Genomic DNA, 25,255 nt, shown 5'->3' with positions numbered 1-25,255 from the left:
GTCCTATCCTCCTCTCGTTTCAGGCCGTGGCCCGCGCCGCTTCCCACACCTTTAGCGGGGTCGCCGGCATGGTCAGCCTGTTGTTGCCGATCGCATCGGTGATGGCGTTGATCAGCGCCGGCGGCGAGCCGATCGCGCCCGCCTCGCCGCATCCCTTGATCCCTAGGGGATTGTTCGGACACGGCGTGTTCTGGTGCGAAAGCTGGAAGGACGGCAGATCGTCGGCGCGCGGCATGGTGTAATCCATGAAGCTCGCCGTCAGAAGCTGGCCGCTCTCGTCGTAGTGCACACCTTCCAGAAGCGCCTGGCCGATGCCCTGTGCGATGCCGCCATGCACCTGCCCCTCGACGATCATCGGATTGATGATATTGCCGAAGTCATCGGCCGCGACAAACTGCACGATCTCCGTCTTGCCCGTTTCCGGGTCCACCTCGACCTCGCAGATGTAGCAACCGGCCGGGAAGGTGAAGTTTGCCGGATCGTAGAACGCGGTTTCCTTGAGGCCCGGCTCCATACCTGCAGGCAGATTGTGGGCGGTATAGGAGGCGAGCGCTACCTGGAACCAGGGCAAGGTTTTGTCGGTGCCCGCCACCTTCAACTCGCCATTCTCGATGACGATGTCGCTTTCGTCGGCCTCCATCAGATGCGCGGCGATCTTCTTCGCCTTCGCCTCCACCTTGTCGAGCGCCTTGACGACGGCGGACATGCCGACGGCACCCGAGCGGGAACCATAGGTGCCCATCCCCATCTGCACCTTGTCGGTATCGCCATGGACGATGGAAACGCTGTCGATCGGCACGCCGATGCGATCGGCCACAAGCTGGGCAAACGTCGTCTCGTGTCCCTGGCCGTGACTGTGCGAACCGGTGAGCACTTCGATCGTGCCGACCGCGTTCACCCGCACCTCGGCCGATTCCCAGAGGCCGACGCCGGCCCCGAGCGATCCCACCGCCTGCGAGGGCGCAATTCCGCAAGCTTCGATGTAGCAGCTCATGCCGATGCCGCGCTTCATGCCGCGGCGGGCGGCATCCGCCTTGCGGGCCGGGAAGCCGGCCCAATCAGCCTGCTGCATGGCGGCGTTGAGCGATGCTTCATAATCGCCGGCATCGTAGTTCATGATGACGGGCGTCTGGTGGGGGAAGGAGCGAATGAAGTTGATCCGCCGGAGTTCCGCCGGCGAAACGCCGAGTTCGCGCGCGGCCGTTTCCACCGTGCGCTCCAGCAGATAGGTCGCCTCCGGCCGCCCTGCCCCGCGATAGGCGTCGACTGGCACGGTATTGGTATAGACCGTGCGGACATTGGCATGGATCGCCGGAATGGCATATTGCCCCGACAGCAGCGTCGCATAAAGATAGGTCGGCACCGCTGACGAGAACAACGACATATAGGCGCCGAGATTGGCGATCGTATCGACCTTCAGAGCGGTCATGCGGTTTTGCGCATCGAAGGCCATCTTCACCTTGGAGACATGGTCGCGACCATGGGCGTCGGTCAGGAAGGCCTCCGTGCGATCCGCCGTCCATTTGACCGGCACGCCGGTCTTCTTAGACGCCCAGAGACAGACGATTTCTTCCGGGTAGATATAGATCTTCGAGCCGAAGCCGCCGCCGACATCGGGCGCGATGACGCGCAGCTTGTTTTCCGGCGCGACATTGTAGAAGGCGCTCATGACCAGCCGGGCCACATGCGGGTTCTGGCTGGTCGTGTAGCAGGTATAATGGTCTTCGGCTGCATCGTAGATGCCGAGCGTGGCGCGTGGCTCCATGGCATTCGGCGAAAGCCTGTTGTTATGAATCTCGATTTCGGTGACGTGCGCGGCTTCCGCAATTGCCTTGTCGGTCGCCGCTGCGTCGCCAAGCTCCCAGTCGAAAATGAGGTTGTTTGCCGCTTCCGGATGGATTTGCGGTGCGCCGGCTTTCAGCGCGTCCACCGCCTCGACGACGGCAGGCAGTTCCTCATAGTCGACCGCTACGGCTTCCGCCGCATCGCGTGCCTCGCCAAGGCTGTCGGCCACGACGATGGCGACGGCATCGCCGACATAGCGGACAGTATCGACCGCCAGCGGCCGCCACGCGCCCATCTTCATCGGGGAGCCGTCACGGGAATGGATCATCCAGCCGCAGATCAGATTGCCTATGCCATCATCAAGCAGCTGCTTGCCGTCGAGTACGCCGATCACGCCCGGCATGGAAAGAGCCGCCGACGCGTCGATGCCCTTGATCCTGGCATGTGCATGCGGGCTGCGAACGAAATAGGCGTATTTCATTCCCGGCGTCACCATATCGTCGGTGTAGCGCCCCTTGCCCGTCAGAAATCGCTTGTCTTCCTTGCGCGCCACACGCGCGCCAATGCCTTCAACGCCCATCACATCCTCCATTGGGGTTCCGGGCCCGGCAATCCGCCAAGATTACAGTCCAGGCGTTTAGCCAGACGGTCTCGGTGAAACTCTATTCGGCCGCTTGGCTTGCGGCATTCATCTCGGCATTGGCTGAAAGCACCGCCTTGACGATGTTATGATAACCGGTGCATCGACAGATATTGCCTTCGAGCTCGCTGCGAACGGTTTTTTCGTCGAGCTTGCCGCCATGACGGTTGATCATGTCGACCGCTGTCATCACCATGCCCGGAGTGCAGAAACCGCATTGCAGGCCATGATGCTCCTTGAAGGCTGCCTGGACCGGATGCAGCTCGCCATTGGCTGCCAGACCCTCGATGGTTGTGATCTTGGAGCCGGAAGCCTGAACGGCCAGGATCGAACAGCTCTTCACCGACTTGCCGTCCATGTGGATGACACAGGCGCCGCATTGGCTGGTATCGCAGCCGACATGCGTTCCTGTCAGGCCGAGTTTTTCCCTGATAAAATGGACAAGCAGCGTACGATCCTCGCACTCGCCGCTGACCGAACGGCCGTTCACCGTCAAAGTCACTTTTGCCATATTTTCCTCCTCGCCTCTCCTCCAGAGGCAAGGCGCATCATTTGACTTTTTCGCAATCCAATCAACCTCTACTTTAGAGGGGTGGCGGATTTTCTGCCTCGTGGCAAGCGGTTTTCTTCTTAAGACGAGAAGCCGCCTTTTTTCAGCAATAAAAAATCTGCTATCTACCAATAGACAATCATATTTTGCACGATATTTTCTATCGCTGTAGGACTGTAAAGACAGCCCATCGTGGTGGAGCTGAAGAATTGGGACGACGTTGGCCGGGGTTCGGCTTAACTAACGTTGGAGAGAGTAAATGAAGAAAGTTCTTATGCTCGCATTGGTCGGCTTGTCTATCGCAAGCTGCACGCCGACCGAACAGGGCGCAGGCATCGGCGCGGCCGGTGGCGCGATCATCGGCGGAGCCGTGACCGGCAATGTCCGTGGCGCGGCCGTTGGTGCCGCAATCGGCGGCCTTTCCGGTGCAGTCATCGGCAGCGTCCGGGAGCAGCCCGGCCAATGCTACTATCGTGACCGCTACGGTCGTCGCTACATCGACGATTGCCCGCGCGGTGGTTATGGCGGCTATCGTGGTGGTTATGGTGGCGGCTACGGCGGCTATTGATCGATCTTTCACTGAAATTGTTGAAGTCCCGGACCGCAAGTCCGGGACTTTTTTGATTCCGGCGACCAAGGGTTTGATGTCGGCACGACAGCCATGCCGGAGCTCGTAGGGACAACTCCGATGCGCCATTCTTCAACCCACGGCAATATGTGGAATCCCGTCCTGAAATGCGGGCTTTTTACCCGCAAGAGGTTATCTTTTCCCCGTTTTTGACTCCAAAACGGTACACCTGAGAGACTTTTGCCTCTATGGTGGCCGCGCGTTAACTCCCGGGAAACGTCAAACTGAGTAAGTTCTCATGTAACCGTAAAGCGGCGTATGCATAAAAGAACTGAACCGAGAAAGAGTATTGCGTATCGGCAGGCAGGAACCGTGGCAGCGGTTGCGGCAGTGCTGGCGCTCGGTCCGGTGTGCGCCCAAAATGCCTTTGCATTCAAGCTCTTCGGCATCAAGCTCTGGGGTGAAGACGAAACGACGGATCAAGTGTCCGATCCCGTGCGCTACACGGTCGATTTCAAGGCCGACAATCTCGACAAGGATCTTAAGGACGCGTTGAACGACAGCTCGATGCTGGTTTCCGACAAGGACAAGCCGGTCTCCGGTGACCTCGGCGTCGTCGTAAAGGCGCGTGACGATCGCGACCGTCTGATAGCCACACTTTACGAAAAGGCCCGTTATGGCGGGGTGGTCACCATCACCATCAACGGCACTCCCCTCGATGCCTTGCCGCCGACACCGAGCTTCAGCCGCGCCAAGCCTGTTGCGGTCACGATTAGCGTCGATCCCGGCCCGGTTTTCAAACTCGGCAAGATAAACCTGCTCGGCGACGCCGCGAGGCTCGACCCCACCAATTATGGCCTCGTGCGCGGCGGCGATGCAGGCTCGCTGACCATTCTGAAGGCGGGCGACAAGATGGTCGCCGACTTCAAGAACGAAGGGCATCCGCTCGCCAAGCTCGACAAGCGCGATGTCGTCGCCGATCATTCGAGCAATACCGTCGATGTCTCGCTGAAGGTCGATAGCGGCCCCGTCGCTCCCTTCGGCAATGTCGGCGTTACCGGCCAGAAATCTGTTGATCCGGATTTCATCAAGCGTTACGCCCGCATCAATGAAGGCAAGCCCTACTCGCCCGACGAGTTGAAGAAGGCGTCGGACCGCCTGAGAAAGCTCGGCGTCTTCTCGAGCGTTACCATCCGCGAGGCTGACAAGTTGGCGCCGGATGGCAGCATTCCGACGACCATCGAGGTATCGGAAGGCAAGCAGCGCTTCTTTGGCGTCGGCGCACAATATTCCACCATCGACGGCTTCGGCCTGCAGGGCTATTGGGGACACCGCAATCTGACCGGACGCGCGGATTCGCTGCGCATCGAGGGCTCCATCTCCCGCATCGGTGAAACGACCGATGTCGGCCAGTTCGACTACATGGCCGGCATCACCTATGTCAGGCCTGCGACCTTCTATCCTTCGGCGACCTTCACGGCCGGCCTCAAGATGCAGAGCCTGCATCCGGACGCCTACGACGCTAATACCGCGACGGCAAGCGGCAGCCTTGCCTATGAAATCAACGATCAGGATACGGTATCTGCCGGCGGCGAGGTGTCCTGTGAATCCGATACCACCGATGCTTTCGGAAAGCATAATTACCTGACGGTGGCGATCCCGCTCGAATACATCAGGGACACACGCGACAACAAGCTGGATCCAACCGAAGGTTATCGTGCCTCCATCAGCGCCAAGCCCAGCTATGAGGCGATGGGCGGCACGGTTTTCAGCTCCTTCGAAGGCTCGATCACGGGTTACAAGGGCATAGGCGCCAACAACAACGTGGTCTTCGCCGGCAAGTTGGCTGCGGGCTCGCTGCTGGGCGCAAACAGCATCGAGGACATTCCCGCGACCCGGCGTTTCTATGCCGGCGGCGGCGGCTCGGTGCGCGGTTACAGCTATCAGGAAATCTCGCCCTATAATTCTCACGGTGACGAAACCGGCGGGCGCTCCTACGTGACCGCATCCTTCGAAGCGCGGGTGAAGATTACCGACACGATCGGCGTCGTACCCTTTGTGGATATGGGCAGCGTCACCGACAGCGTCTTGCCCGACGCGTCCGACCTGCGCATTGGCGCTGGCGTCGGCTTGCGCTACGCTACGCCCTTCGGTCCGATCAGGCTCGATGTCGCCGTGCCGTTGAAGAAATATGACAATGGCACATCTTATGGCATCTATGCCGGCATCGGCCAGGCTTTCTGACAGACCGTATAGTTGTCGCGGACGTTTCAGCACACGGTTACGAAATTGAGGTTACTGTCGCTTTCATGAGCATATTGATTCGAATCCTCGGGAAATTGGTGCGCTGGGTCGCTTATGCGATCGTGGCAATCCTCTTGCTCGTGATCGCGGCTGTGCTCGTCGTCGGGCTGGTACCCTCAGCAACCGGCTATGCTGTCGATCAAGTGGCAAAGCTTGCCTCGACCCCAGATCGCACCATTACCATCACAGCGCCTTCCGGGCTGCTCGACGGAAATCTGAGGGTTGGTGCCATCACGGTTGCGGACACGAAGGGCACCTATGCCACGGTGCAGAACCTTGCCATCGACTGGTCGCCATCCTCCTTGCTGACCGGTACCTTCCATGCCGATCGCGTCGCGGCCGATGTTGTCGACTTCAAACGTCTGCCGGTTTCGACCGCCACACCTGCCGCGGAAACCCAATCGACGGGAAGCAGCGGCTTCTCGCTTCCTGTTGCTGTCGATATCGGCGCCATAGCTCTGCCTGATCTTCGCATCGGACAGGCCGTCGCGGGACAGGATTTCGTTCTCGCCGCCAATGGCAGCGTCAAGGCAAACAACAGCAGCATGGGCCTCGTGATCAACGCCAGCCGCCATGACGTGCCCGATGCCAAGCTTTCCGCCGATCTCGCCTTTGCTCCGGCCGACAACAAGCTGAAACTGAAGACGCAGATCTCCGAGCCGCGCGACGGCATGCTGGCCGGGCTGCTGCACCTGCCGGGCGGTCCTGCCGTCAATATTGATCTTTCCGGCGATGGCCCCCTCTCCAACTGGGCCGGCAAGCTGCAGGCGGCACTCGACGGTAAGCCGACGGTCGCCATCACCGGCCACCACAGCCTCTCGGCCGACGGCCTGCACCATATCGACGTCAAGGGCGGCGGCGATGTCGATTCGCTGCTGCCGCCGACCCTGCGGGCGCTCTTTGCCGGTCAGACGACGATTGATCTTTCCGCGGCCTTCGACGGCAAGGGCAAGATCGATATCCAGACCGGCAATCTCGCCACAGGCAGCGCCGTGCTTGCTGCATCGGGCACGCTGGATCCCGCCGGCAACAACAGCCTCAATGCCAATCTGATCGGCACCTCAGGCCCTGTCGACTTCCGTTGGCCGATGGAAAATGGCGAGGCACGCGCTCTGATCTCCCGGGTCGACATCGCACTGACGGGTGCGGCGCAATCGGTGAAGATCGATGCGAAAGCTGCTCTCGACAGCGCGAGCACGCCGCAGGGCAACATCGGACAGATCAATCTCAGTGCCCGTAGCGATGCCTTTAATCTCACCGGCATGTCCGGCCCGCTGCAGCTTCGCCTGGTTGTCGGCCAGACGGCTTTCGTGAGCCCTGACCTCAATCGTCTCATCCGCGCGCCAGTTGCGCTGACTGCGCCATTGCAGCTCTCGTCCGATACGATCGGCTTCAATAATACGACATTGGAAAGCGCCAGCATCGGCGGCACCATCAACGGCAAATATACGCTGTCTTCAAAGGCGCTGACGGGCAATTTCAAGCTCTTTGCCCTGCCCGGCGTGCTACCCGACGGCGTATCGAACAAGTTCGAAGGTACGATCTCCCTGGAGGGCCAGGTCGCCGGCACGGTGCCAACCAAGATGACGCTCTCCAATCTTGCGGTGAAATCCAACGTCGCGGAGATCAACGGCAATCTCGCGCTCAACGACCAATCGCTGACCACAGATCTATCCGGCAAGGTCCTCGACCTTTCGAAGCTCGTCCCGAATGCGCAGGGACAGGCCGATATTGGTCTTAAGGCGAAGGGTCCGCTCTCTGCACTCGGCATCGACGCGACCGTCAAGGCCGTCAACGTCAAGCTGGCGGGACGGCTGCTCGATACGCTCGATATCGGCGTGACCGGTACCGCGGACCCCAAAGCTCCGCAAGCAAAGGTTCAAGCGAGCGGCGCAATCGATGGCAAGCCGATCCGCCTCACCGCCGACGCCGTTTCCAAGGATGGCCGCACGAGCATCCCATCGCTGGCGGCCGAAATCGGCACCAACAAGCTGCAGGGCAAGCTGGATCTGTCGCCGAGCTTCGAGCCAACAGGCGCACTGACCTTCGATCTGCCGGATCTCAGCCTGCTGGCCGCACTTGCCGGGCAGAAGGCCGAGGGTGACCTCAAAGGCTCGCTTGATATCGCCAGCGCCAACGGCAAGATCGGCCTGAAGGTCAACGCCAATGGCAATGGTATCCGCCGCGACGATCTCGTTATCAGCAAGCCGGTCGTGGCGCTTGCCGTCGATGATCTCAAGGCCTTCTCCGCAAATGGCAGCATCCGCGCCGATACGATCGCCTCCGGCGCCAACCGCATCGCCGATCTCAATCTGACCTTCACCCAGCAGGGCAGCCGCACGGATTTCGATCTGAAATCGGCCTATGACAACGCGCCGCTGACGACTCACGGCAGCGTCGAGACGGCTGGCGGCCAGACGACGGTCAATCTCGATTCTTTTGTCGGCGCGCCGCGCACGATTCCAGTGAAGCTCGCGTCGCCGACGAAGATCGTCATCAAGGACGGCATCGCCTCGCTGAACGGCCTGACCCTTCAGACCGGTGGCGGTTCGGTGACCGTTGATGGCACCGCCGGGCAGGTCCTGAACATCAATGCGAAGATCGCCAACCTGCCGGCGAGCCTGGCCAATGTCTTTGCGCCGACGCTTGCGGCGGAGGGCGTCATTTCGGGCACAGTGGCCGTCACCGGCAAGGCAGCCTCGCCGGCCGTCGTCTTCCAGACCAATTGGTCGGGGGCGGCAACAAGCCAGACGAAATCCGCCGGCCTCGCCGCGCTCGGCATCAAGGCCGACGGCAAATTCGCCGACAATGTCGTGACCATCAACACCAACCTGACCGGTCAAAGCGGGCTAGCACTGAATGGCGGCGGCACCGTTGCTATTGTAGGCAACAAAGCGATGGCGCTGAGGTTTACCGGTAATCTGCCGTTCGACGCCTTGGCAGGCCAGCTGGCCGCTCAGGGCCTCGTCATGACAGGCACCGCCAGGATCGACATGCAGATCGGTGGCACGACAGCGGCACCCGCCATTACAGGCACGATCACCGCCGACGGCGCCAAGCTGGTCGATGTGCGGCGAAACCTGACGCTCAACGGCCTAGCAGTCACTGTTACGCTCGACGGCAAGCAGGCGGTCATCTCGCGGCTGAGCGGCAACCTTACCAGCGGCGGCAGCGTTTCCGGCAGCGGCACGGTCGGCATTGCTCCGGATAGCGGTTTCCCTACCGATATCCAGATGAAATTCAACAACGCCACCTATGTGGACGGAACCCTCGTCACCGCGACGGTCAACGGCACGCTCGGTATCAAGGGTCCGCTGATGACCGCTCCGATGCTGACGGGCAACCTCCGGATCAGCAAGGCGTCGATTACCGTGCCGCAAAAGCTGCCGGCATCGCTGTCGGAAATCAACATCAAGCACAAGAATGCTCCGGCTGCAGTCAAGGCCCAATTCAAGGACCAGAAGCCGGAGGCGCCGCGCAGCAAATCGACGACCCTCGGCATTGATCTGCAACTCGATGCCCCCTCGCAGATCTTCGTCCGTGGCCGCGGCATCGATGCCGAACTTGGCGGCAATATCACGGTTCGCGGCACGGCAGCCGAACCAATCGTATCCGGCGGCTTCGCCATGCGGCGTGGACGTCTGACCATCTTGAGTCGCCGGCTTGATTTCACCGATAGCAGCAAGATCACCTTCGGCGGCGACCTGACGCCGGCACTCAACATGGAAGCGACGTCCACGGCAGGCTCCACCACGATCACGGTCGATGTCACCGGTCTTGCGACCGATCCTCAGATCAGCTTCTCGTCTTCTCCGGCTTTGCCGCAGGACGAAGTGCTGGCACAGCTGATCTTCGGTCAATCCATGTCGAAACTATCGGCCATGCAGATCGCCCAACTCGCAGATGCCGCCAGCCAGCTCGCCGGCGGACGCTCGACCTCCTTGTTCGAAGGGCTACGCAGCCATCTCGGTGTCGACGATCTCGATATCTCCACGGATGCGAACGGCCAAGCACAGGTCGGTGCCGGTAAATATCTCAACAGCCGCACCTATATCGAGCTGCAGCAGGGCGCCTCAAACAACACCAAGGCCATTATCAATTTCAACGTCGGGCGCGGCGTGAAGCTGCGCGGCGCGGCGGGATCTGACGGCGCGGGGGAAGCCGGCGTCGTCTACGAGCATGAATATTGAGGGATCAGCCAACTTTCTGTTGATGCCAATAGTGGCCACCTCGCCCTTCGAGACCTTGCGCACTCGCTGACGCTCAACCGTCAAAGCACCTCAAGAGTGAGGCGGAGAGAATTTTGCGGGGCGCGCTCAGGAGATTAGCCCTCATGCTGAGGCGCGTTGGCTGCTGAGCCCGTTGAAGGGCCGAAGCCTCGAAGCAAGAGGGCGGATGGTATTTTTCCTGGAAGCGATGATTGATGCCGTTGATGAACCTGATAGGGCGTAGCATCTCGTCGTACGAGGCGAGATCGCATCAAGATCGTCCATATGCTTGTCATTCTGCACAATCGGATTGATCAATCTGTCGAAAGGCGGTCGATTCTGGACAATTTTCCGTCTTTTTGCTGTCATCCGGACAATGATAATAAACGCCAACATAATTCAGACCGGTTCGGCTCTTCATGGAATCTTTGAACTGATCTATCTCATTGTTTTCATGCCGTCTCGGGCAAAGCCGCTGCTGGCTTTTCCGGAAGCGCTCTAACCCTCGGAGCTATGCCGATGAATACGCAATCTACTCCCGTTACCCTGATCGGCGTTCCCCTCGAAGAAGGCTCAGGCCGCCGCGGCGCCGGCATGGGTCCAACGGCGCTCCGCATCGCCGGCATCGAAACCACGCTGACGGAACTTGGCCATCGCGTCACGGATAGCGGCGACCTGCATCCGGCGCCGGCCGCAGACCTGCCGGATCATCCCCACGCTCATAATCTGAAGATCGTCGGTGCTTTCACTCGTGCGCTGGAAGCAAAGGTCTATGATGTTGCATCGTCCGGCGGCTTCCCGCTGATCCTGGGCGGTGACCACAGCCTCTCCATGGGCAGCGTCTCCGGCATGGCCCGCCACGCGGCGGAGGTCGGCCGTCCGCTCTTCGTGCTGTGGCTTGACGCGCACTCCGATTTCAATTCCCCCGCCACTTCGCCCTCGGGCAATATTCACGGCATGCCCGTCGCATTCTTTTGCGGCGAAGCCGAGATCGAGGGTGTTCTGCCGGCAGGACGGCCGCTGGTCGATCCGACGAATGTCTTCCAGGTCGGCATCCGCTCCGTCGACCCGCGCGAGCGCGAGGAAATCCGAGAACACGGCGTCAACGTCTTCGACATGCGCTCCCTCGACGAGCAAGGCGTCGCCGCCATCATGCGCAAGGTGCTCGATACCGTCAGCGAAGCCAACGGCCTGCTGCATGTCAGCTTTGATGTCGATTTTCTTGATCCCGATATCGCACCGGGCGTCGGAACCACGGTGCCTGGCGGCGCCACCTATCGCGAAGCGCACCTCATCATGGAAATGCTCTCGGACAGCAATCTTGTCTCCTCCCTCGATCTCGTCGAGCTCAACCCCTTCCTTGATGATCGCGGCAAGAGCGCCCGCGTGCTGGTGGAAATGGCCGCAAGCCTCTTCGGCCGGCGCATCTTCGATCGCCCAACTCGGGCCGCTTGAGGCGCTATCTGGCCGGCAGAGAAATCGAATACGCTTCGCCGGTGAGCGAACCAGTCCTCACTAGGGCCACCCTCGTCCTTCGACAAGCTCAGGATGGGGGTGGAATAATCCCTTCCTCGATATAGCTACGTTCTTTGGCAGCAGAGCGAAGCGATCAGCCTTCATGGTGAGGTGATGCGTGAGCGGCCTCGAACCACGAGGGCGGGTGATCAATCTCCCTTTACAACCTCCATACTTCCAGCATCTGGCTTTGCCAGCCAATACTACGAAACCGCTTGTATAGGTTTAGGTTTAAGCAATCTTCTTTCGCTATCGTGCCAATAACGCGCCGCATCGGCGTCACGGGTTCAATGGGAAGAACGTTCATGGCCACGATCAATTCCACCAGCTTCAGCGGCGATACTCTGGAAATCATTGCCTTCCGGCTGCATGATCAGGAGTTCTGCGTCAAGACCACCACGATCCGCGAAATCCGCGGCTGGGCGCCGTCGACGCCGATCCCGCATGCGCCGGCCGACGTCATCGGCGTCATGAACCTGCGCGGCTCGGTGATCCCGATCATCGATCTCGCCTACAAGCTCGGCATGCAGAGCACGGTCGCCAACGAGCGCAGCGCCATTGTCGTCGCCGAAGTGCACAACATGGTCATCGGCATGCTGGTCGACCGCGTCTCCGACATTCTGACGATCGCCTCCAGCCAGGTACAGCCCGTACCGGAAGTGACCGCCTCCTTCGATCGCGCCTATTGCGAAGGTATCATCGCCACGGAAAACGGAATGATCTGCTTCCTGAACCTCGCCAAGATGTTCAAGGAAAACGAAACAGACGAGCTCGCCGCTTAACTTCGCAGGTCGATTTTTTAAAGAAGCCGCTCCGGCCTTTCGGGGCGGCCTCGTCGTCTTACAGAGGATCGTTTAGCCGAACAACGAGTAGGTGCTCTTGATCGTCACCCATACGCCCCAGAGGAGCGGAATGCCGACGAATGCCCAGGCGACCAGCGCCTTGCCGTCGAAACCGCCCCTGCCAATGCCGAAAGAGCCAGTGGGGCCTGCATTGGCGGCGGCGGTCTTTGCCTGCAGCGCCGCCACCTCCTCGTCCGACATGAACCATTTATCCGAGAGCGGCTTGACCAGCGAATTGGCGATCAAGCCCAGAGCCAGCATGCCCGCAAGAATATACATAGTGAAGGTGTAGAGCTGCGCACCTTCGACACCCGCTGCCTTCTGTGCCTCGCGGATATAATTGACCACGACCGGCCCGATGATCCCCGCCGTCGCCCAGGCCGTCAGCAATCGGCCATGAATCGCACCGACGAACTGCGTGCCGAAAATATCGGCGAGATAGGCGGGAACGGTAGCGAAGCCGCCGCCATACATCGACAGGATGATGCAAAGCGCACCGACGAACAGCACTTTGCTATGGATGCCTGCTGCCCAGGGAGCCAGGACATAGAGCGCAATGCCTATGACGAAGAAGCAATAGTAGGTGTTCTTGCGGCCAATCTTGTCGGAGAGCGATGCCCAGAAGAAGCGGCCGCCGATATTGAAGAGCGACAGCAGCCCGGCAAAGCCGGCGGCGATGGCAGCCACGCTGGCGATCTGATCCTTGCTGAGATCGGCAAATTTCACGTCCGGCAGGCCGATCAAGGCTCCGCCGAAAATCTCCTGCAGCATAGGCGAGGCCATGCCGATGACGCCGATGCCCGCCGAGACGTTAAGGCAAAGCACCGCCCAGATCAGCCAGAACTGCTTGGTCTTATGCGCATCTCGGAGATGTACATGCTTGGTGGTGATCATTGAGCTCTTGGCCGCGGGTGCCGCCCAGCCCACAGGACGCCAGCCGGCCGGCGGCATGCGATAACCGAAAGCACCGCCCATCATGAAGACGAAATAGATGGCCGCCATGACGATGAAGGTCTGCCAGACGCCCACCGATCCATCCGTGCGAAAGTGGTTCATCAGCAAACTCGCAAGAGGTGCCCCGATCATCGCGCCGCCGCCAAAGCCCATGATTGCCATGCCGGTCGCCATGCCGCGCCGATCCGGAAACCATTTGATCAGTGTCGACACCGGCGAGATATAGCCGAGACCAAGCCCGATACCGCCGATGACGCCGGCGCCGATCCACATGATCCAGAGCTGATGGAAGATGACGCCGACGGCCGCGATCAGGATACCGCCGCACCAGCAGCAGGCAGCCACCACGCCGGCCTTGCGCGGCCCGACCTTCTCAAGCCACCCGCCCCAGATGGCGGCGGAGGAGCCGAGCAGTACGAAGAACAGCGTATAGATCCAACCAAGATCGCTGACGCGCCAATCGCAGCTTGTCGTGAACAGGGCAGTGAGAAGATTGAGGCTGGCGCATTCTGCAGGGGCTGGAGTCGGCGTACCGAGCGCCTTGGAGAGCGGCAGCCAGAACACGCTGAAACCATAGGCCATGCCGATGCAGAGATGGATCGCCAATGCCGCCGGCGGCACGAGCCACCGGTTGAAGCCCGGCTTGGCGATAATTCGCTCACGGTCGAGCAGACCCGCCGTCGCCGTCCCTCGGGAAATATTCGTATCCGCAGCCGTCATGAACAACTCCTCCTTGCTTTAAAGACCGGCACCCTTCCTCAAAGGAATCGCATTCGACGATAGAGCCTCCACTCTCCATCCCAATGCGCCATCTGTGCTAGTATTAAGCCGACTTAATTTCCTCGGCCGGCGCCGGCCTGTGGATGAGCGAGGCCGCCTCCAGGACCAAAGGGTTCAGCCCACTGTCGCCATGATCGATGATCGCGAACAGCTGTCTCCGCATGCGCGGCTCCCAGAATTTGTTAATGTGCGTAGCTACACCCTGCACCGCCTCGCCCGCCGGCTGCGTCTTGAAGAAGGTGGCAATCTGGTTCGCCATATAGATAAGCTTGGTTTCGGTCTTGCCGTGCGGCGTTTCCTCAGGCGACATCGGCGATGCTCCCCGTGATGATGCGATGCGGATGGGTGAAAATCTCGAAATCATCGCCGCGCACCAGCGCCACCAACGTCATGCCGGCCTCCTCGGCCGTGCGAATGGCAAGCGCCGTCGGCGCGGAAATGGCAACCAGCACGGAACTCCCCAATATCGCTGCCTTCTGCACCATCTCGACGGAGAGGCGGCTGGTGACGGCGACCAAGCCATCCGCGCCTTTATGGCCGGAACGGACAACCGCACCGCAAAGCTTGTCGAGCGCATTGTGCCTGCCGACATCCTCGCGCACGGCAAGTAGACCCTCGGACGGGATATAGAAGCCAGCGCCATGCACGGCGTGCGTCTCGCGATGCAGAGGCTGCGCATCGTTAAGCAGCGCGACCGCGCGAACGATATCCTTTTGCGTCAGCTTTAAAGCAACCGTCGAGACGTCCGGCACCTTGCGCACGGCCTGCTCGATCGATTCTATGCCGCAGAGGCCGCAGCCGACAGGGCCTGCCATATGGCGGCGGCGCAGCCGCAGCGCATCCGCGGCGTCATCGACCAGGGCGATCTGCACATCGATCCCCTCCTCGTCCTCGACCGGCTCGATAGCGGCGATCTGATCGATATTGGTGATGATGCCCTCTGTGAGACTGAAGCCGACGGCAAAATCTTCGATATCGGCAGGCGTCCCCATCATGACCGCATGCGAGGTGCCGCCATAGGAAAAAGCGATCGGCACTTCCTGGGGGACGATGCGGGAGCCGGACCGCACCAGGCCGTTGCGACGGGCAGTCTCGGGAACGGTTATGGTGGGGGTGAATTTGGTCATTGGTGGGTGGGGCGGAAAGTACCCCCCTCTGTCGCTGTCGCGACATCTCCCCCACGCGGGGGGAGATCGTTGGGAATTTGACGCTCTTTATCCGCTAAACAATAAGCTGCAACCTCTACAGATACAATATAAGATTGCGCCGAGAGCATCCCGCTAGCTACCAATCCCCCCCCTTGTGGGAGAGATGTCACGAAGTGACAGAGGGGGGTATTTCGCCACATCCTAAAACTCACTCCGCGGCCTCCATCTTCCCGACAATGCGCCGCGACTGCCGGGCCTGTTCATCATACTCGACCTGCCACTGTGACGGGCCGTTCGACGGCGAGACCTGCACGGCCGTCACCTTGTATTCCGGGCAGTTCGTCGCCCAGTCGGAATAGTCTGTCGTAATGACGTTCGCCTGCGTATCCGGATGATGAAAGGTGGTGTAGACGACACCGGGGGCAACACGATCAGTAATCAGCGCCCGAAGCGTCGTGTCGCCGGAGCGGCTGCTGAGCCGGATCCAGTCGCCCTCGCGGATGCCGCGCTGCTCGGCATCGTGCGGATGGATCTCCAGGCGATCCTCGGCGTGCCAGACGACGTTCTCGGTACGCCGCGTCTGAGCGCCGACATTGTACTGGCTGAGAATGCGCCCGGTCGTCAGCAACAGCGGGAAGCGAGGGCCGGTGCGTTCGTCCGTCGGGACATATTCGGTGCGGATAAACTTGCCCTTGCCGCGCACGAAGCCATCGACATGCATGATCGGCGAGCCGAGCGGCGTCTTCTCGTTGCAGGGCCACTGCACCGAGCCCATCTTTTCCAGATAGTCGTAGGAGACGAGCGCGAAGCTCGGCGTCGTCGCGGCGATTTCGTCCATGATTTCGGAGGGATGCGTGTAGTTCCAGCCAAGGCCCATGGCCTGCGCCATCTTCTGCGTCACTTCCCAGTCGGCATAGCCGTTGCGCGGGGTCATGACCTTGCGCACGCGATTGATGCGGCGCTCGGCATTGGTGAAGGTGCCGTCCTTTTCCAGGAAGGTCGACCCGGGCAGGAAGACATGCGCGTAGTTGGCCGTCTCGTTCAGGAAGAGGTCGTGGACGACGACGCATTCCATCGCAGCAAGGCCGGCTGCGACATGTTTGGTATCAGGATCGGACTGAAGAATATCCTCGCCCTGGATATAGATGCCCTTGAAGGTACCGTCGACGGCGGCATCCAGCATGTTCGGGATACGCAGGCCCGGCTCATTGTTGAGCTTCACGCCCCAGAGCTTTTCGAAGATATCGCGGGTCGCATCGTCGGAGATGTGGCGATAGCCTGGCAGCTCGTGCGGGAAGGAGCCCATGTCGCAGGAGCCCTGCACGTTGTTCTGTCCGCGCAGCGGGTTTACGCCGACGCCCGGACGGCCGATATTGCCCGTCACCATGGCGAGATTGGCGATCGCCATGACCGTGGTCGAGCCCTGGCTGTGTTCGGTGACACCGAGGCCGTAATAGATCGCGCCATTGCCGCCCTTGGCAAACAGACGAGCGGCGCCACGCACGAGTTCCGGAGAAACGCCGGTATATTTCTCCGTTTCCTCCGGGCTGTGCTGCGGCTCGGAAACGAAGGCGGCCCAATCCTCGAATTCGGACCAGTCGCAGCGCTCGCGGATGAATTTCTCGTCGAATAGGCCTTCCGTCACGATCACATGCGCCAGCGCCGTCATCACGGCGACATTGGTGCCAGGCTTCAGCGGCAGGTGATAGCTCGCCTCGACATGAGGCGTGCGCACCAGATCGATGCGGCGCGGATCGATGACGATGAGCTTGGCGCCCTGGCGCAGCCGCTTCTTCAGGCGCGAACCGAAGACCGGATGACCGTCCGTCGGGTTGGCGCCGATGACGATGACGACATCCGAATGCTCGACGCTATCGAAATTCTGCGTACCGGCCGAGGTGCCGAAGGCCTGGCCGAGGCCGTAACCTGTGGGAGAATGGCAGACGCGTGCGCAAGTATCGACATTGTTGTTGCCGAAGCCGGCGCGCACCAGTTTCTGCACCAGATAGGTTTCCTCATTGGTGCAGCGCGAGGAGGTGATACCGCCGATGGAATCGCGGCCATACTGATACTGCAGCCGCTTGAACTCGGTTGCGATATGGGCAAGGGCCTCATCCCAGGTCACTTCACGCCAGGGATCGGTCACCTTCTCGCGGACCATCGGGTTGAGGATGCGGTCCTTGTGTGTCGAATAGCCATAGGCGAAGCGGCCCTTGACGCAGGAATGGCCGCGATTGGCCTGACCGTCTTTCCACGGCACCATGCGCACCAGCTCCTCGCCGCGCATTTCCGCCTTGAAGGAACAGCCGACGCCGCAATAGGCGCAGGTGGTGACGACCGAATGCTCCGGCTGGCCGATCGATATGACCGATTTTTCAGTCAGTGTCGCGGTCGGGCAGGCCTGCACGCAGGCGCCGCAGGAAACGCATTCCGAATCGATGAAATGCTCATGCATGCCGGGAGAGACGCGCGAACCGAAGCCACGGCCCTCGATGGTCAGCGCAAACGTGCCCTGCACTTCCTCGCAGGCGCGCACGCAGCGCGAACAGACGATGCACTTCGACGGGTCATAGGTGAAATAGGGGTTCGACTCGTCCTTCGGCATCCATTTCAGATTGATGTCGCCGTTGTTGCGCGCCTTGACGTGATTGTCGCCCTCATAGCCGTAGCGCACATCACGCAGGCCAACGGCGCCGGCCATATCCTGCAGCTCGCAATCGCCATTGGCGGCGCAGGTCAGACAGTCGAGCGGATGGTCGGAGATATAGAGCTCCATCACGCCACGGCGGATATCCTTCAGACGGCCCGTCTGCGTGTGGACGACGAGACCCGGTGCGACAGGCGTCGTGCACGAGGCGGGCGTGCCGTTGCGGCCCTCGATCTCGACGAGACAGAGGCGGCAGGAGCCGAAGGCATCGACCATGTCGGTGGCGCAGAGCTTCGGCACCTGAATACCTGCTTCCATCGAGGCGCGCATGATCGACGTACCCTCGGGCACCGTGATCTGGCGACCATCGATGGTGAGCGTCACCATGGTTTCGGAGGTGGAGGCCGGCGTGCCGTAATCGATTTCTGGAACGAGGGACATGGATCTTACTCCGCCGCTTCAATCAAGGGAGCCGGAGAAAAATCCTCCGGGAAATGAGTCATCGCGCTCATGACGGGATAGGGCGTGAAGCCGCCGAGTGCGCAGAGCGAACCGAACTTCATCGTGTTGCAGAGATCGGCAAGCAGCTCCTTGCTCTTCTCAGGCTCGATCCCCTGAGCGATCTTGTCGGCCGTCTCGACGCCGCGCGTCGAGCCGATGCGGCAGGGCGTGCACTTGCCGCAGCTTTCGACGGCGCAGAATTCCATCGCGAAACGCGCCTGCTTCAGCATGTCGGCGGTATCGTCGAAGACGACAATGCCGGCATGACCGATCAGGCCGTCCTTGGCAGCAAAGGATTCATAATCGAAAGGCGTGTCGAACAGGGCCCGCGGGAAATAGGCTCCCAGCGGCCCACCCACCTGCACGGCCTTGACCGGTCGCCCTGTCGCCGTGCCACCGCCGATCCTGTCGATGATATCGCCGAGCGAAAGGCCGAAGGCGGTTTCATAGAGGCCGCCATGCTTGACGTTGCCGGCGATCTGCAGCGGGATCGTGCCGCGCGACCGACCCATGCCGAAATCGCGATAGAAGGCAGCACCTTTGTCCAGGATGACGGGGACAGAGGCGAGCGAGATCACGTTGTTGATGACGGTGGGACAATTGAACAGGCCCTTATGCGCCGGCAGCGGCGGTTTGGCGCGCACGACGCCGCGCTTACCTTCAAGGCTATTCAGCAGCGCCGTTTCCTCGCCGCAGACGTAGGCGCCAGCACCAGTGCGGATTTCCATGTCGAAGGCTTTGCCTGAGCCGAGCACGGATGCGCCGAGAATACCAGCCTTACGGGCGATTTCGACCGCTTCCGTCATCGCGGCTATCGCATGCGGATATTCCGAGCGCGTATAGACGAAGCCCTTGGTCGCACCGGTCGCGAGGCCTGCAATCGCCATGCCCTCGATCAGCACGAAGGGATCGCCCTCCATGATCATCCGGTCGGCGAAGGTGCCGCTATCGCCCTCGTCCGCGTTGCAGACGATATATTTGCGTGTCCCCGGCGCATCGAGCACCGTCTTCCATTTGATACCGGTCGGGAAGCCTGCGCCACCACGGCCGCGCAGGCCGGAATCGGTGACGTCCTTGACGATATCGCCAGCAGCCATGCCGATGGCGCGACGCAGACCTTTCAGCCCGCCATGGGCCTCATAATCCTGCAGCGAAAGCGGGTCTGTGATACCGCAGCGGGCAAAAGTCAGGCGGGTCTGTTCTTTGAGGAATGGGAGGTTTTCGACCTCCCCAAGACAGAGCGGATGCTCGCCGCCTTCAGCGAGCCCGGCATCGAACAATGCGGAGACATCCTTCGCTTTCACAGGCCCATAGCCGATTCGCTTGCCGTCGATTTCGACTTCGACCAGGGGCTCGAGCCAGAACATGCCGCGCGAGCCGTTGCGCACGATGCGCGCATCGAGGTCGCGTTTGGCAATTTCCTGCGTGACGGCTTGCGCCACTTTCTCCGCGCCGAGCGAAAGGGCGGCGGCGTCGCGGGGAATATAGATGGTGATCGTCATTGGCGCGCCTCCTTTACAAGGTCGTCAACGCTTTCGTCGTCGAGCCGGCCATAGAGTTCGCCGTCGAGCATCGCAGCCGGAGCGCAGGCGCAAAGCCCGAGACAGTAGACCGGCTCCAGCGTCACACCGCCATCGAGCGTGGTCTGATGAAAATCGATGCCGAGCAGCCGCTTGATACGCTCGGCCAGCCCATCGCCGCCCATCGACTGACAGGCCTCGGCGCGACAGAGCTTCAGGACATGCCGGCCGGCCGGATGATCGCGATAGTCGTGATAGAAGGTCATGACACCGTGCACTTCGGCGCGGGAGAGGTTCAGTGCTTTGGCGATCAGCGGCAACGCATCCTGCGGCACATAACCGAATTCTTCCTGGATCCCATGCAGGATCGGCAAAAGCGGCCCCTCCATCGATTTCATGCTATCGATGATGGTGCCGGCCCGGGTTGCGACATCGCCCGCGGCCTGATTCAAGCTCATTAGCAGCCTCCCGCGCATAGCTTCCGAAAATCGAAGGCGAATCTTCGGGGAATCTATGCGGCATTTCCTCCGGCGCGCGATCGACACGCCACAGGGATAAGCTCGCAGGGAGACGGCCAGGGATCAATAAGGCAGTCCCGTCACTCGATAGGAAATTTCTATCGACTTCCGTTCTCTTCCGCGAGCAATCTCGCCTCGTGCAACAAGGCGGAGACGAGGGGCGTAAAGGGTTCACGATGGGTGGCGACCAAGCCAACCAGATGCTCGGCGTCAGGCTCCGTGATTGGAATCTTGTGAATATCCGCCGGAAAACCGAATGAATCGGCAATATTCTTCGGCATGATGCTCGCCCAGCGACCGGTCTGCACATGCGAAAACAGCACGATCATCGAATTAGATTCCAGCGTCGGCCTCGCCGTTGCGCCTGCCTCGGCAAGATGCCGATTGATGATGCGGCGATTCTGCATGTCGGCAGTCAATAGGCAAAGCCGAAGATCGCCGACCTCCTTCCAGGTGACAGTCTCGCGCTCAGAAAATGGGCTGCCTGCCGCGGTGATGAGGTGATAGCGCTCGGCATAGAGCGGCACGCTGGTGACGCGGCCAAGCGGCTCGTTTTCCAGATAGGTAATGCCGGCATCGATCTCGAGATTTTCAAGCAGGCTCAAAACCTGCAGCGAATTGCGCGATAAGATGGAGAAGGTGACGTCCGGATGTCTTTCCTGGAAAGGCGTGGTGATTTTCTGCACCATGGCAAGTGCTGTCGGAATGGCGGCGATCCGGATATGGCCGGCAAGGCCCTTGCGCGCAGCCCGCATCTCCTCGCGCATGGTGCGGCTGTCGCCGACGATGCGGCGAGCCCATTCCAGCACACGCTGCCCCTCGGGCGTCAGGCCCTGAAAGCGCGAACCGCGGCTGACGAGCATCACACCGAGCTGATCTTCCAATTGCCTGATCGCCGCCGACAATGTCGGCTGCGTCACGCCGCATTCCTCGGCCGCGCGCCCGAAATGCTTCTGATTCGCCAGCGCGATGAAGAATTCCAGCTTGTCGATCATCCCGCTCTCCCGAAGTGAAAGGGTTAGACCGACAGCCCGGTGAACGCAACATGCAAGGCTGCTACAGATGTCAACATTCGCCCTGACAGAAAGCCTTCTGCAGCGAATCAACCACGGCGCAGATTTCCGACCGCGCGACGGCATAATGAATGAGACGCCCTTCGCGGCGCGTATCGACGAGTTTATCCAGACGAAGGCGCGCCAGATGCTGCGAAACGACAGCCTGCGGCAGGTCAAGAAGAGCCTCGAGTTCCATCACCGTTTTCTCGTTCTTGGCCAGCATGAAGAGAATCGCCAGGCGCGTCTCATGCGATAGTGCTTTCAGCAGGGCGCTCGACTTTCGCGCCCTGTCGGTCATTTCCTCAACATCACGTTCCGCTGCACCGCCCTGCGGTAGAGACGACGACATATCACAGCCTCTAATAAGAATCCCCCAGGGAATATTTATAATATTATCAAATCAGAAGCTGATTCAAAAAAGACGCGGAAAACCAAAAAAGGTCCGTTTTATCAGCAGATAAGCTGTCCGCCGTTGATCTCGATGACCTGCCCGGTGATGTAGCCGGAAAGCAGGGGTGCTGCGAGAAAGAGATAGGCGGGCGCGCAATCTTCGGGGGTGCCCAGGCGCTGAAGCGGGATCGATTTGCGCGTCTGCTCCAGCTTCTCTCTCGATGAATAACGCTCATGAAAATCGGTTGCTATCGTGCCGGGGGAGACGCAATTGACCCGGATGCCATCAGGCGCCAGCTCGCGCGCCAACCCTTTCGAGTAGGTCGCGACAAAGGCCTTCGAGGCGGAATAGATCGCCGATCCCGGGCTGCCGCCGGTCAGCGCCGAAATCGAAACCGTGTTGACGATTGCCGCCTGCCGGGCGGCCCGCAGCAGCGGCAACAATCCTCTCGTCACTTCCATGACGGAAGTTTGATTGAGATGAACGATCTGCTCATATTGTTCATCCGTCAGCTCGCCGGCAGGGAATCGCCCGACCATGGTACCGGCATTATTGACCAGCACGTCGATACGGTCGAAGCGCTCGCCGGCAGAATCGACGAAATCGCGCGTACCATTGCCCGCGGCGAAATCACCGGCAATCAGGAATGCACGGCGCTCGGCCTCCGCTTCCATCAGGAAATCGGGCAATTGGCGCCCTGCATCACGGCCGATATGGGCAAGGACATGAGCGCCGCAATCGAGAAACTGCCGCGCGACCTCCAGCCCGATGCCACGGCCGGCGCCGGTGACGACCACATTGCGATTTTCGAACAGCTTCGGATGAAACACGAAATCCTCCCAAATCGCACAATTCGCGCGTCAGTAATTGCGGAATTTTCACTTTACCATATGATGACGAAAAAACGAAAGAAAGGGAGCGAAAACCATGTTCCTATCCGGACGTCAGACCGAGATTCTCGACATCGCCAAGGCGGAAGGACGAGTACTCGTCGAGGAACTGGCGTTGCGCTTCTCGGTCACGCCGCAAACCATCCGCAAGGATCTGAACGATCTCTGCGACGGCCGCGTTCTATCGCGCGTGCATGGCGGCGCAATCTTTCCCGGCGGAACCGAGAACGTGAAATATGAGGCGAGACGCTCCATCGCTGCGCCCGAAAAGCAGGCGATCGGCCGCGCCGCAGCGAGCTTGATTCCCAACAACAGCTCGCTTTTCATCAATATCGGCACGACGACGGAAGCAGTCGGAGAGGCGCTTCTTGGCCACCATGAACTGATGGTCATTACCAATAATATCAACGTTGCCAACAAGTTGCGCATCTTCCCCTCCATCGAGGTCGTCATTTCCGGCGGGGTCGTGCGCGGCTCGGATGGCGGCATCGTCGGCGAGGCCGCCGTCGATTTCATCAAACAGTTCAAGGTGGACTATGCTGTCATCGGCGCCTCGGCGATCGATCCAGACGGCGCACTTCTGGATTTCGATTTTCGCGAAGTGAAAGTGGCGCAGGCCATCATAGCCAATGCCCGGCACGTCATACTGGTCGCCGACAGCACAAAGTTCGAACGAACCGCTCCGGTTCGCATCGGTCATCTCTCGCAGGTTCATACCTTCGTGACAGACGAATGCAGCATTGAATCCTTGCGCTCCATAGCTCTGGAGCATGATGTGCATCTCGTTGAAACCGCTCGCAGATCCACCTGATCAGCGCATTTTAAGCCACCAAACGTTCGTTTGACATTCGTATCTGTTTCGCTTTAGATGGATTAGTTTCGATTTTCCATCTTCAGAGGATGGCTGACCTTTGTGGAGGGGCGGGTGAGCGAGCAGATCTACGATATTTTCGTTATCGGCGGCGGCATCAATGGCTGCGGCATTGCCCGCGATGCCGTAGGGCGCGGCTATAAGGTCGCGCTCGCCGAGATGAACGACTTCGCCTCCGGCACGTCGTCTGGCGCCACAAAGCTCATCCATGGCGGGTTGCGCTATCTCGAACATTACGAATTCCGCCTCGTGCGCGAATCGCTGATGGAGCGCGAAGTGCTCTGGGCAATGGCGCCGCATATCATCTGGCCGATGCGCTTCGTCCTGCCGTATCACAAGGGCGGCATCCGCCCGGCCTGGCTGATCCGCCTCGGCCTTTTCCTCTACGATCACCTCGGCGGACGAAAGCTGCTGCCCCCGACCGCAACGCTGGACATGAAGAAGGATCCCGCCGGCAAGCCGCTGAAGGCGCTCTTCACCAAGGCGTTCGAATATTCCGACGGCTGGGTCGACGATGCCCGCATGGTAGTGCTGAATGCCCGCGATGCTGCAGATCGCGGCGCGACGATTATGCCGCGGACGAAAGTGGTCTCCGCCCGCCGTGAAGGCGCGGTCTGGGCGATCGAAACGGAGAATACGATCAGCGGCGAGAAGCGCCAGTTTCGCGCCCGCATGCTGGTCAATGCAGCAGGTCCCTGGGTCGATCAGGTGCTCGCCGGTGCCTTCGGCAAGAACCAGGTACACAATGTCCGTCTCGTCCAGGGCAGCCATATCGTCGTGCGCAAGAAGTTCGATGACCCGCGCGCCTATTTCTTCCAGAACCCGGACAACCGCATCATCTTCGCCATCCCCTACGAGCAGGACTTCACGCTGATCGGCACCACGGATCGCGACTACAAGGACGATCCGAAGGATGTGAAGATCACTGCAGAGGAGACGGCCTATCTCTGCAATGCCGCCAGCGAATATTTCAAGGAACCGGTAAAGCCCGAGGATATCGTCTGGACCTATTCGGCCGTACGCCCGCTCTATGACGATGGTGCATCGAAGGCGCAGGAAGCCACGCGCGATTACGTGCTGAAGGTCGAAGGCGAAGAGGGCCAAGCGCCACTGCTCAACGTCTTCGGCGGCAAGCTCACTACCTATCGCCGCCTCGGCGAACATGCGCTGGAAAAGATTGGCGAAGCTATCGGCCTCAAGGGCACGCCCTGGACCGCCGGAAGTTCGCTGCCCGGCGGCGATTTTCCGGTTCGCGGTTATGAGGCTGAAGTCACCAAGCTCAAATCACGCTATCCCTTCCTCGCCGATCCTCATGCCCGCCGCCTCATCCGCCGCTACGGCACGCGCGCTGCCATGATCCTTGGCAATGCGAAGACGATCGCCGATCTCGGTCGCTGTTTCGGAAGCGATCTCTATGAGGCGGAAGTGCGCTACCTGATGGAACAGGAATGGGCGTATAGTGCCGCCGATATCCTCTGGCGCCGCTCCAAGAAGGGTCTTTATCTTTCGAAGGAAGAAGCCGCAGCTCTCGACAGCTATATGGCAGAGAGCCACGTTCACGCCTGAGC

At 60.4% G+C, this 25,255-nt stretch carries 18 protein-coding genes; 7 read left to right on the top strand and 11 right to left on the bottom strand.

What is annotated here, in order from left to right:
* Window positions 1-19: 19 nt before the first annotated feature.
* Both ACYJRZ_RS20460 and ACYJRZ_RS20455 read right to left on the bottom strand, forming a co-directional pair.
* Window positions 20-2,365, bottom strand: coding sequence for a xanthine dehydrogenase family protein molybdopterin-binding subunit (locus ACYJRZ_RS20460; RefSeq protein WP_459461977.1), 2,346 nt, complete (start codon window positions 2,363-2,365; stop codon window positions 20-22).
* 82 nt (window positions 2,366-2,447) lie between these two features.
* Window positions 2,448-2,936 carry a (2Fe-2S)-binding protein gene (locus ACYJRZ_RS20455; protein ID WP_459461975.1) on the bottom strand — a complete coding sequence of 163 codons (489 nt, stop codon included), beginning with the start codon at window positions 2,934-2,936 and terminating at the stop codon, window positions 2,448-2,450.
* 298 nt (window positions 2,937-3,234) lie between these two features.
* Here ACYJRZ_RS20455 and ACYJRZ_RS20450 point away from each other — a divergent pair, with 298 nt between their 5' ends.
* The 5 genes from ACYJRZ_RS20450 to ACYJRZ_RS20430 all read left to right on the top strand — a co-directional run bounded on the left by ACYJRZ_RS20450 (window position 3,235) and on the right by ACYJRZ_RS20430 (window position 12,352).
* The gene (locus tag ACYJRZ_RS20450) at window positions 3,235-3,543 is read left to right on the top strand and encodes a YMGG-like glycine zipper-containing protein (RefSeq protein ID WP_459461973.1); all 309 of its coding nucleotides are present in this window, start codon (window positions 3,235-3,237) and stop codon (window positions 3,541-3,543) included.
* Between the two features lie 318 nt (window positions 3,544-3,861).
* The gene (locus tag ACYJRZ_RS20445; protein ID WP_459461971.1) at window positions 3,862-5,787 is read left to right on the top strand and encodes an autotransporter assembly complex protein TamA; all 1,926 of its coding nucleotides are present in this window, start codon (window positions 3,862-3,864) and stop codon (window positions 5,785-5,787) included.
* Window positions 5,788-5,852: 65 nt separating this feature from the next.
* On the top strand, window positions 5,853-10,037 hold the full coding sequence (locus ACYJRZ_RS20440; protein ID WP_459461969.1) for a translocation/assembly module TamB domain-containing protein: 4,185 nt from the start codon (window positions 5,853-5,855) through the stop codon (window positions 10,035-10,037).
* 537 nt (window positions 10,038-10,574) lie between these two features.
* The gene (gene rocF, locus ACYJRZ_RS20435) at window positions 10,575-11,510 is read left to right on the top strand and encodes an arginase (RefSeq protein ID WP_459461967.1); all 936 of its coding nucleotides are present in this window, start codon (window positions 10,575-10,577) and stop codon (window positions 11,508-11,510) included.
* 365 nt (window positions 11,511-11,875) lie between these two features.
* Complete coding sequence (locus ACYJRZ_RS20430) at window positions 11,876-12,352, top strand: chemotaxis protein CheW (protein WP_095436032.1); 477 nt, start codon at window positions 11,876-11,878, stop codon at window positions 12,350-12,352.
* A gap of 72 nt (window positions 12,353-12,424) precedes the next feature.
* Here the strand turns inward: ACYJRZ_RS20430 and ACYJRZ_RS20425 are convergent, their stop codons facing one another.
* The 9 genes from ACYJRZ_RS20425 to ACYJRZ_RS20385 form a co-directional block, all read right to left on the bottom strand.
* A complete protein-coding gene (locus ACYJRZ_RS20425; protein WP_459461965.1) occupies window positions 12,425-14,086 on the bottom strand; it encodes an OFA family MFS transporter in 1,662 nt (553 codons plus the stop codon).
* Window positions 14,087-14,189: 103 nt separating this feature from the next.
* Window positions 14,190-14,456, bottom strand: a complete 267-nt coding sequence (locus ACYJRZ_RS20420) for a formate dehydrogenase subunit delta (protein WP_459461963.1) — start codon at window positions 14,454-14,456, stop codon at window positions 14,190-14,192.
* Complete coding sequence (fdhD, locus tag ACYJRZ_RS20415) at window positions 14,446-15,273, bottom strand: formate dehydrogenase accessory sulfurtransferase FdhD (protein WP_459461961.1); 828 nt, start codon at window positions 15,271-15,273, stop codon at window positions 14,446-14,448. The genes ACYJRZ_RS20420 and fdhD overlap by 11 nt, the downstream gene beginning before the upstream one ends.
* Before the next feature lie 229 nt (window positions 15,274-15,502).
* Window positions 15,503-18,382: a formate dehydrogenase subunit alpha gene (fdhF, locus tag ACYJRZ_RS20410; protein ID WP_459461959.1), complete on the bottom strand. Its 2,880-nt coding sequence runs from the start codon at window positions 18,380-18,382 to the stop codon at window positions 15,503-15,505.
* Between the two features lie 5 nt (window positions 18,383-18,387).
* Entirely contained in the window at window positions 18,388-19,944 is a 1,557-nt protein-coding gene (locus tag ACYJRZ_RS20405; protein ID WP_459461957.1) for a formate dehydrogenase beta subunit, read from the bottom strand.
* The gene (locus ACYJRZ_RS20400) at window positions 19,941-20,420 is read right to left on the bottom strand and encodes a formate dehydrogenase subunit gamma (protein ID WP_459461955.1); all 480 of its coding nucleotides are present in this window, start codon (window positions 20,418-20,420) and stop codon (window positions 19,941-19,943) included. The genes ACYJRZ_RS20405 and ACYJRZ_RS20400 overlap by 4 nt, the downstream gene beginning before the upstream one ends.
* Before the next feature lie 158 nt (window positions 20,421-20,578).
* Window positions 20,579-21,475 carry a LysR family transcriptional regulator gene (locus ACYJRZ_RS20395; protein WP_459461953.1) on the bottom strand — a complete coding sequence of 299 codons (897 nt, stop codon included), beginning with the start codon at window positions 21,473-21,475 and terminating at the stop codon, window positions 20,579-20,581.
* A 70-nt stretch (window positions 21,476-21,545) separates the two neighbouring features.
* Window positions 21,546-21,884 (bottom strand): ArsR/SmtB family transcription factor, encoded by a 339-nt coding sequence (locus tag ACYJRZ_RS20390; RefSeq protein ID WP_459461951.1) that lies wholly within the window; start codon window positions 21,882-21,884, stop codon window positions 21,546-21,548.
* Between the two features lie 101 nt (window positions 21,885-21,985).
* Window positions 21,986-22,756 carry an SDR family NAD(P)-dependent oxidoreductase gene (locus ACYJRZ_RS20385; RefSeq protein WP_459461949.1) on the bottom strand — a complete coding sequence of 257 codons (771 nt, stop codon included), beginning with the start codon at window positions 22,754-22,756 and terminating at the stop codon, window positions 21,986-21,988.
* Between the two features lie 97 nt (window positions 22,757-22,853).
* Here ACYJRZ_RS20385 and ACYJRZ_RS20380 point away from each other — a divergent pair, with 97 nt between their 5' ends.
* Together ACYJRZ_RS20380 and glpD are read left to right on the top strand one after the other, a co-directional pair.
* Complete coding sequence (locus ACYJRZ_RS20380) at window positions 22,854-23,627, top strand: DeoR/GlpR family DNA-binding transcription regulator (protein ID WP_459461947.1); 774 nt, start codon at window positions 22,854-22,856, stop codon at window positions 23,625-23,627.
* A 114-nt stretch (window positions 23,628-23,741) separates the two neighbouring features.
* Window positions 23,742-25,253 carry a glycerol-3-phosphate dehydrogenase gene (gene glpD, locus ACYJRZ_RS20375; protein WP_459461945.1) on the top strand — a complete coding sequence of 504 codons (1,512 nt, stop codon included), beginning with the start codon at window positions 23,742-23,744 and terminating at the stop codon, window positions 25,251-25,253.
* The last annotated feature ends 2 nt before the right edge of the window (window positions 25,254-25,255 follow it).

Source organism: Rhizobium sp. No.120 (assembly GCF_054558365.1).
The sequence above is the reverse complement of the archived record's forward strand: the minus strand, read 5'-3'. Positions and strand labels throughout refer to the sequence as shown.

Coding starts and splice junctions, on each gene's coding strand:
- ACYJRZ_RS20450 (WP_459461973.1), top strand. CDS start 3,235: ATGAAGAAAGTTCTTATGCTCGCATTGGTCGGCTTGTCTATCGCAAGC.
- ACYJRZ_RS20460 (WP_459461977.1), bottom strand. CDS start 2,365: ATGGGCGTTGAAGGCATTGGCGCGCGTGTGGCGCGCAAGGAAGACAAG.
- ACYJRZ_RS20420 (WP_459461963.1), bottom strand. CDS start 14,456: ATGTCGCCTGAGGAAACGCCGCACGGCAAGACCGAAACCAAGCTTATC.
- ACYJRZ_RS20380 (WP_459461947.1), top strand. CDS start 22,854: ATGTTCCTATCCGGACGTCAGACCGAGATTCTCGACATCGCCAAGGCG.
- ACYJRZ_RS20405 (WP_459461957.1), bottom strand. CDS start 19,944: ATGACGATCACCATCTATATTCCCCGCGACGCCGCCGCCCTTTCGCTC.
- ACYJRZ_RS20430 (WP_095436032.1), top strand. CDS start 11,876: ATGGCCACGATCAATTCCACCAGCTTCAGCGGCGATACTCTGGAAATC.
- rocF (WP_459461967.1), top strand. CDS start 10,575: ATGAATACGCAATCTACTCCCGTTACCCTGATCGGCGTTCCCCTCGAA.
- ACYJRZ_RS20440 (WP_459461969.1), top strand. CDS start 5,853: ATGAGCATATTGATTCGAATCCTCGGGAAATTGGTGCGCTGGGTCGCT.
- ACYJRZ_RS20445 (WP_459461971.1), top strand. CDS start 3,862: ATGCATAAAAGAACTGAACCGAGAAAGAGTATTGCGTATCGGCAGGCA.
- ACYJRZ_RS20455 (WP_459461975.1), bottom strand. CDS start 2,936: ATGGCAAAAGTGACTTTGACGGTGAACGGCCGTTCGGTCAGCGGCGAG.
- ACYJRZ_RS20395 (WP_459461953.1), bottom strand. CDS start 21,475: ATGATCGACAAGCTGGAATTCTTCATCGCGCTGGCGAATCAGAAGCAT.
- ACYJRZ_RS20390 (WP_459461951.1), bottom strand. CDS start 21,884: ATGTCGTCGTCTCTACCGCAGGGCGGTGCAGCGGAACGTGATGTTGAG.
- fdhF (WP_459461959.1), bottom strand. CDS start 18,382: ATGTCCCTCGTTCCAGAAATCGATTACGGCACGCCGGCCTCCACCTCC.
- ACYJRZ_RS20400 (WP_459461955.1), bottom strand. CDS start 20,420: ATGAGCTTGAATCAGGCCGCGGGCGATGTCGCAACCCGGGCCGGCACC.
- fdhD (WP_459461961.1), bottom strand. CDS start 15,273: ATGACCAAATTCACCCCCACCATAACCGTTCCCGAGACTGCCCGTCGC.
- ACYJRZ_RS20425 (WP_459461965.1), bottom strand. CDS start 14,086: ATGACGGCTGCGGATACGAATATTTCCCGAGGGACGGCGACGGCGGGT.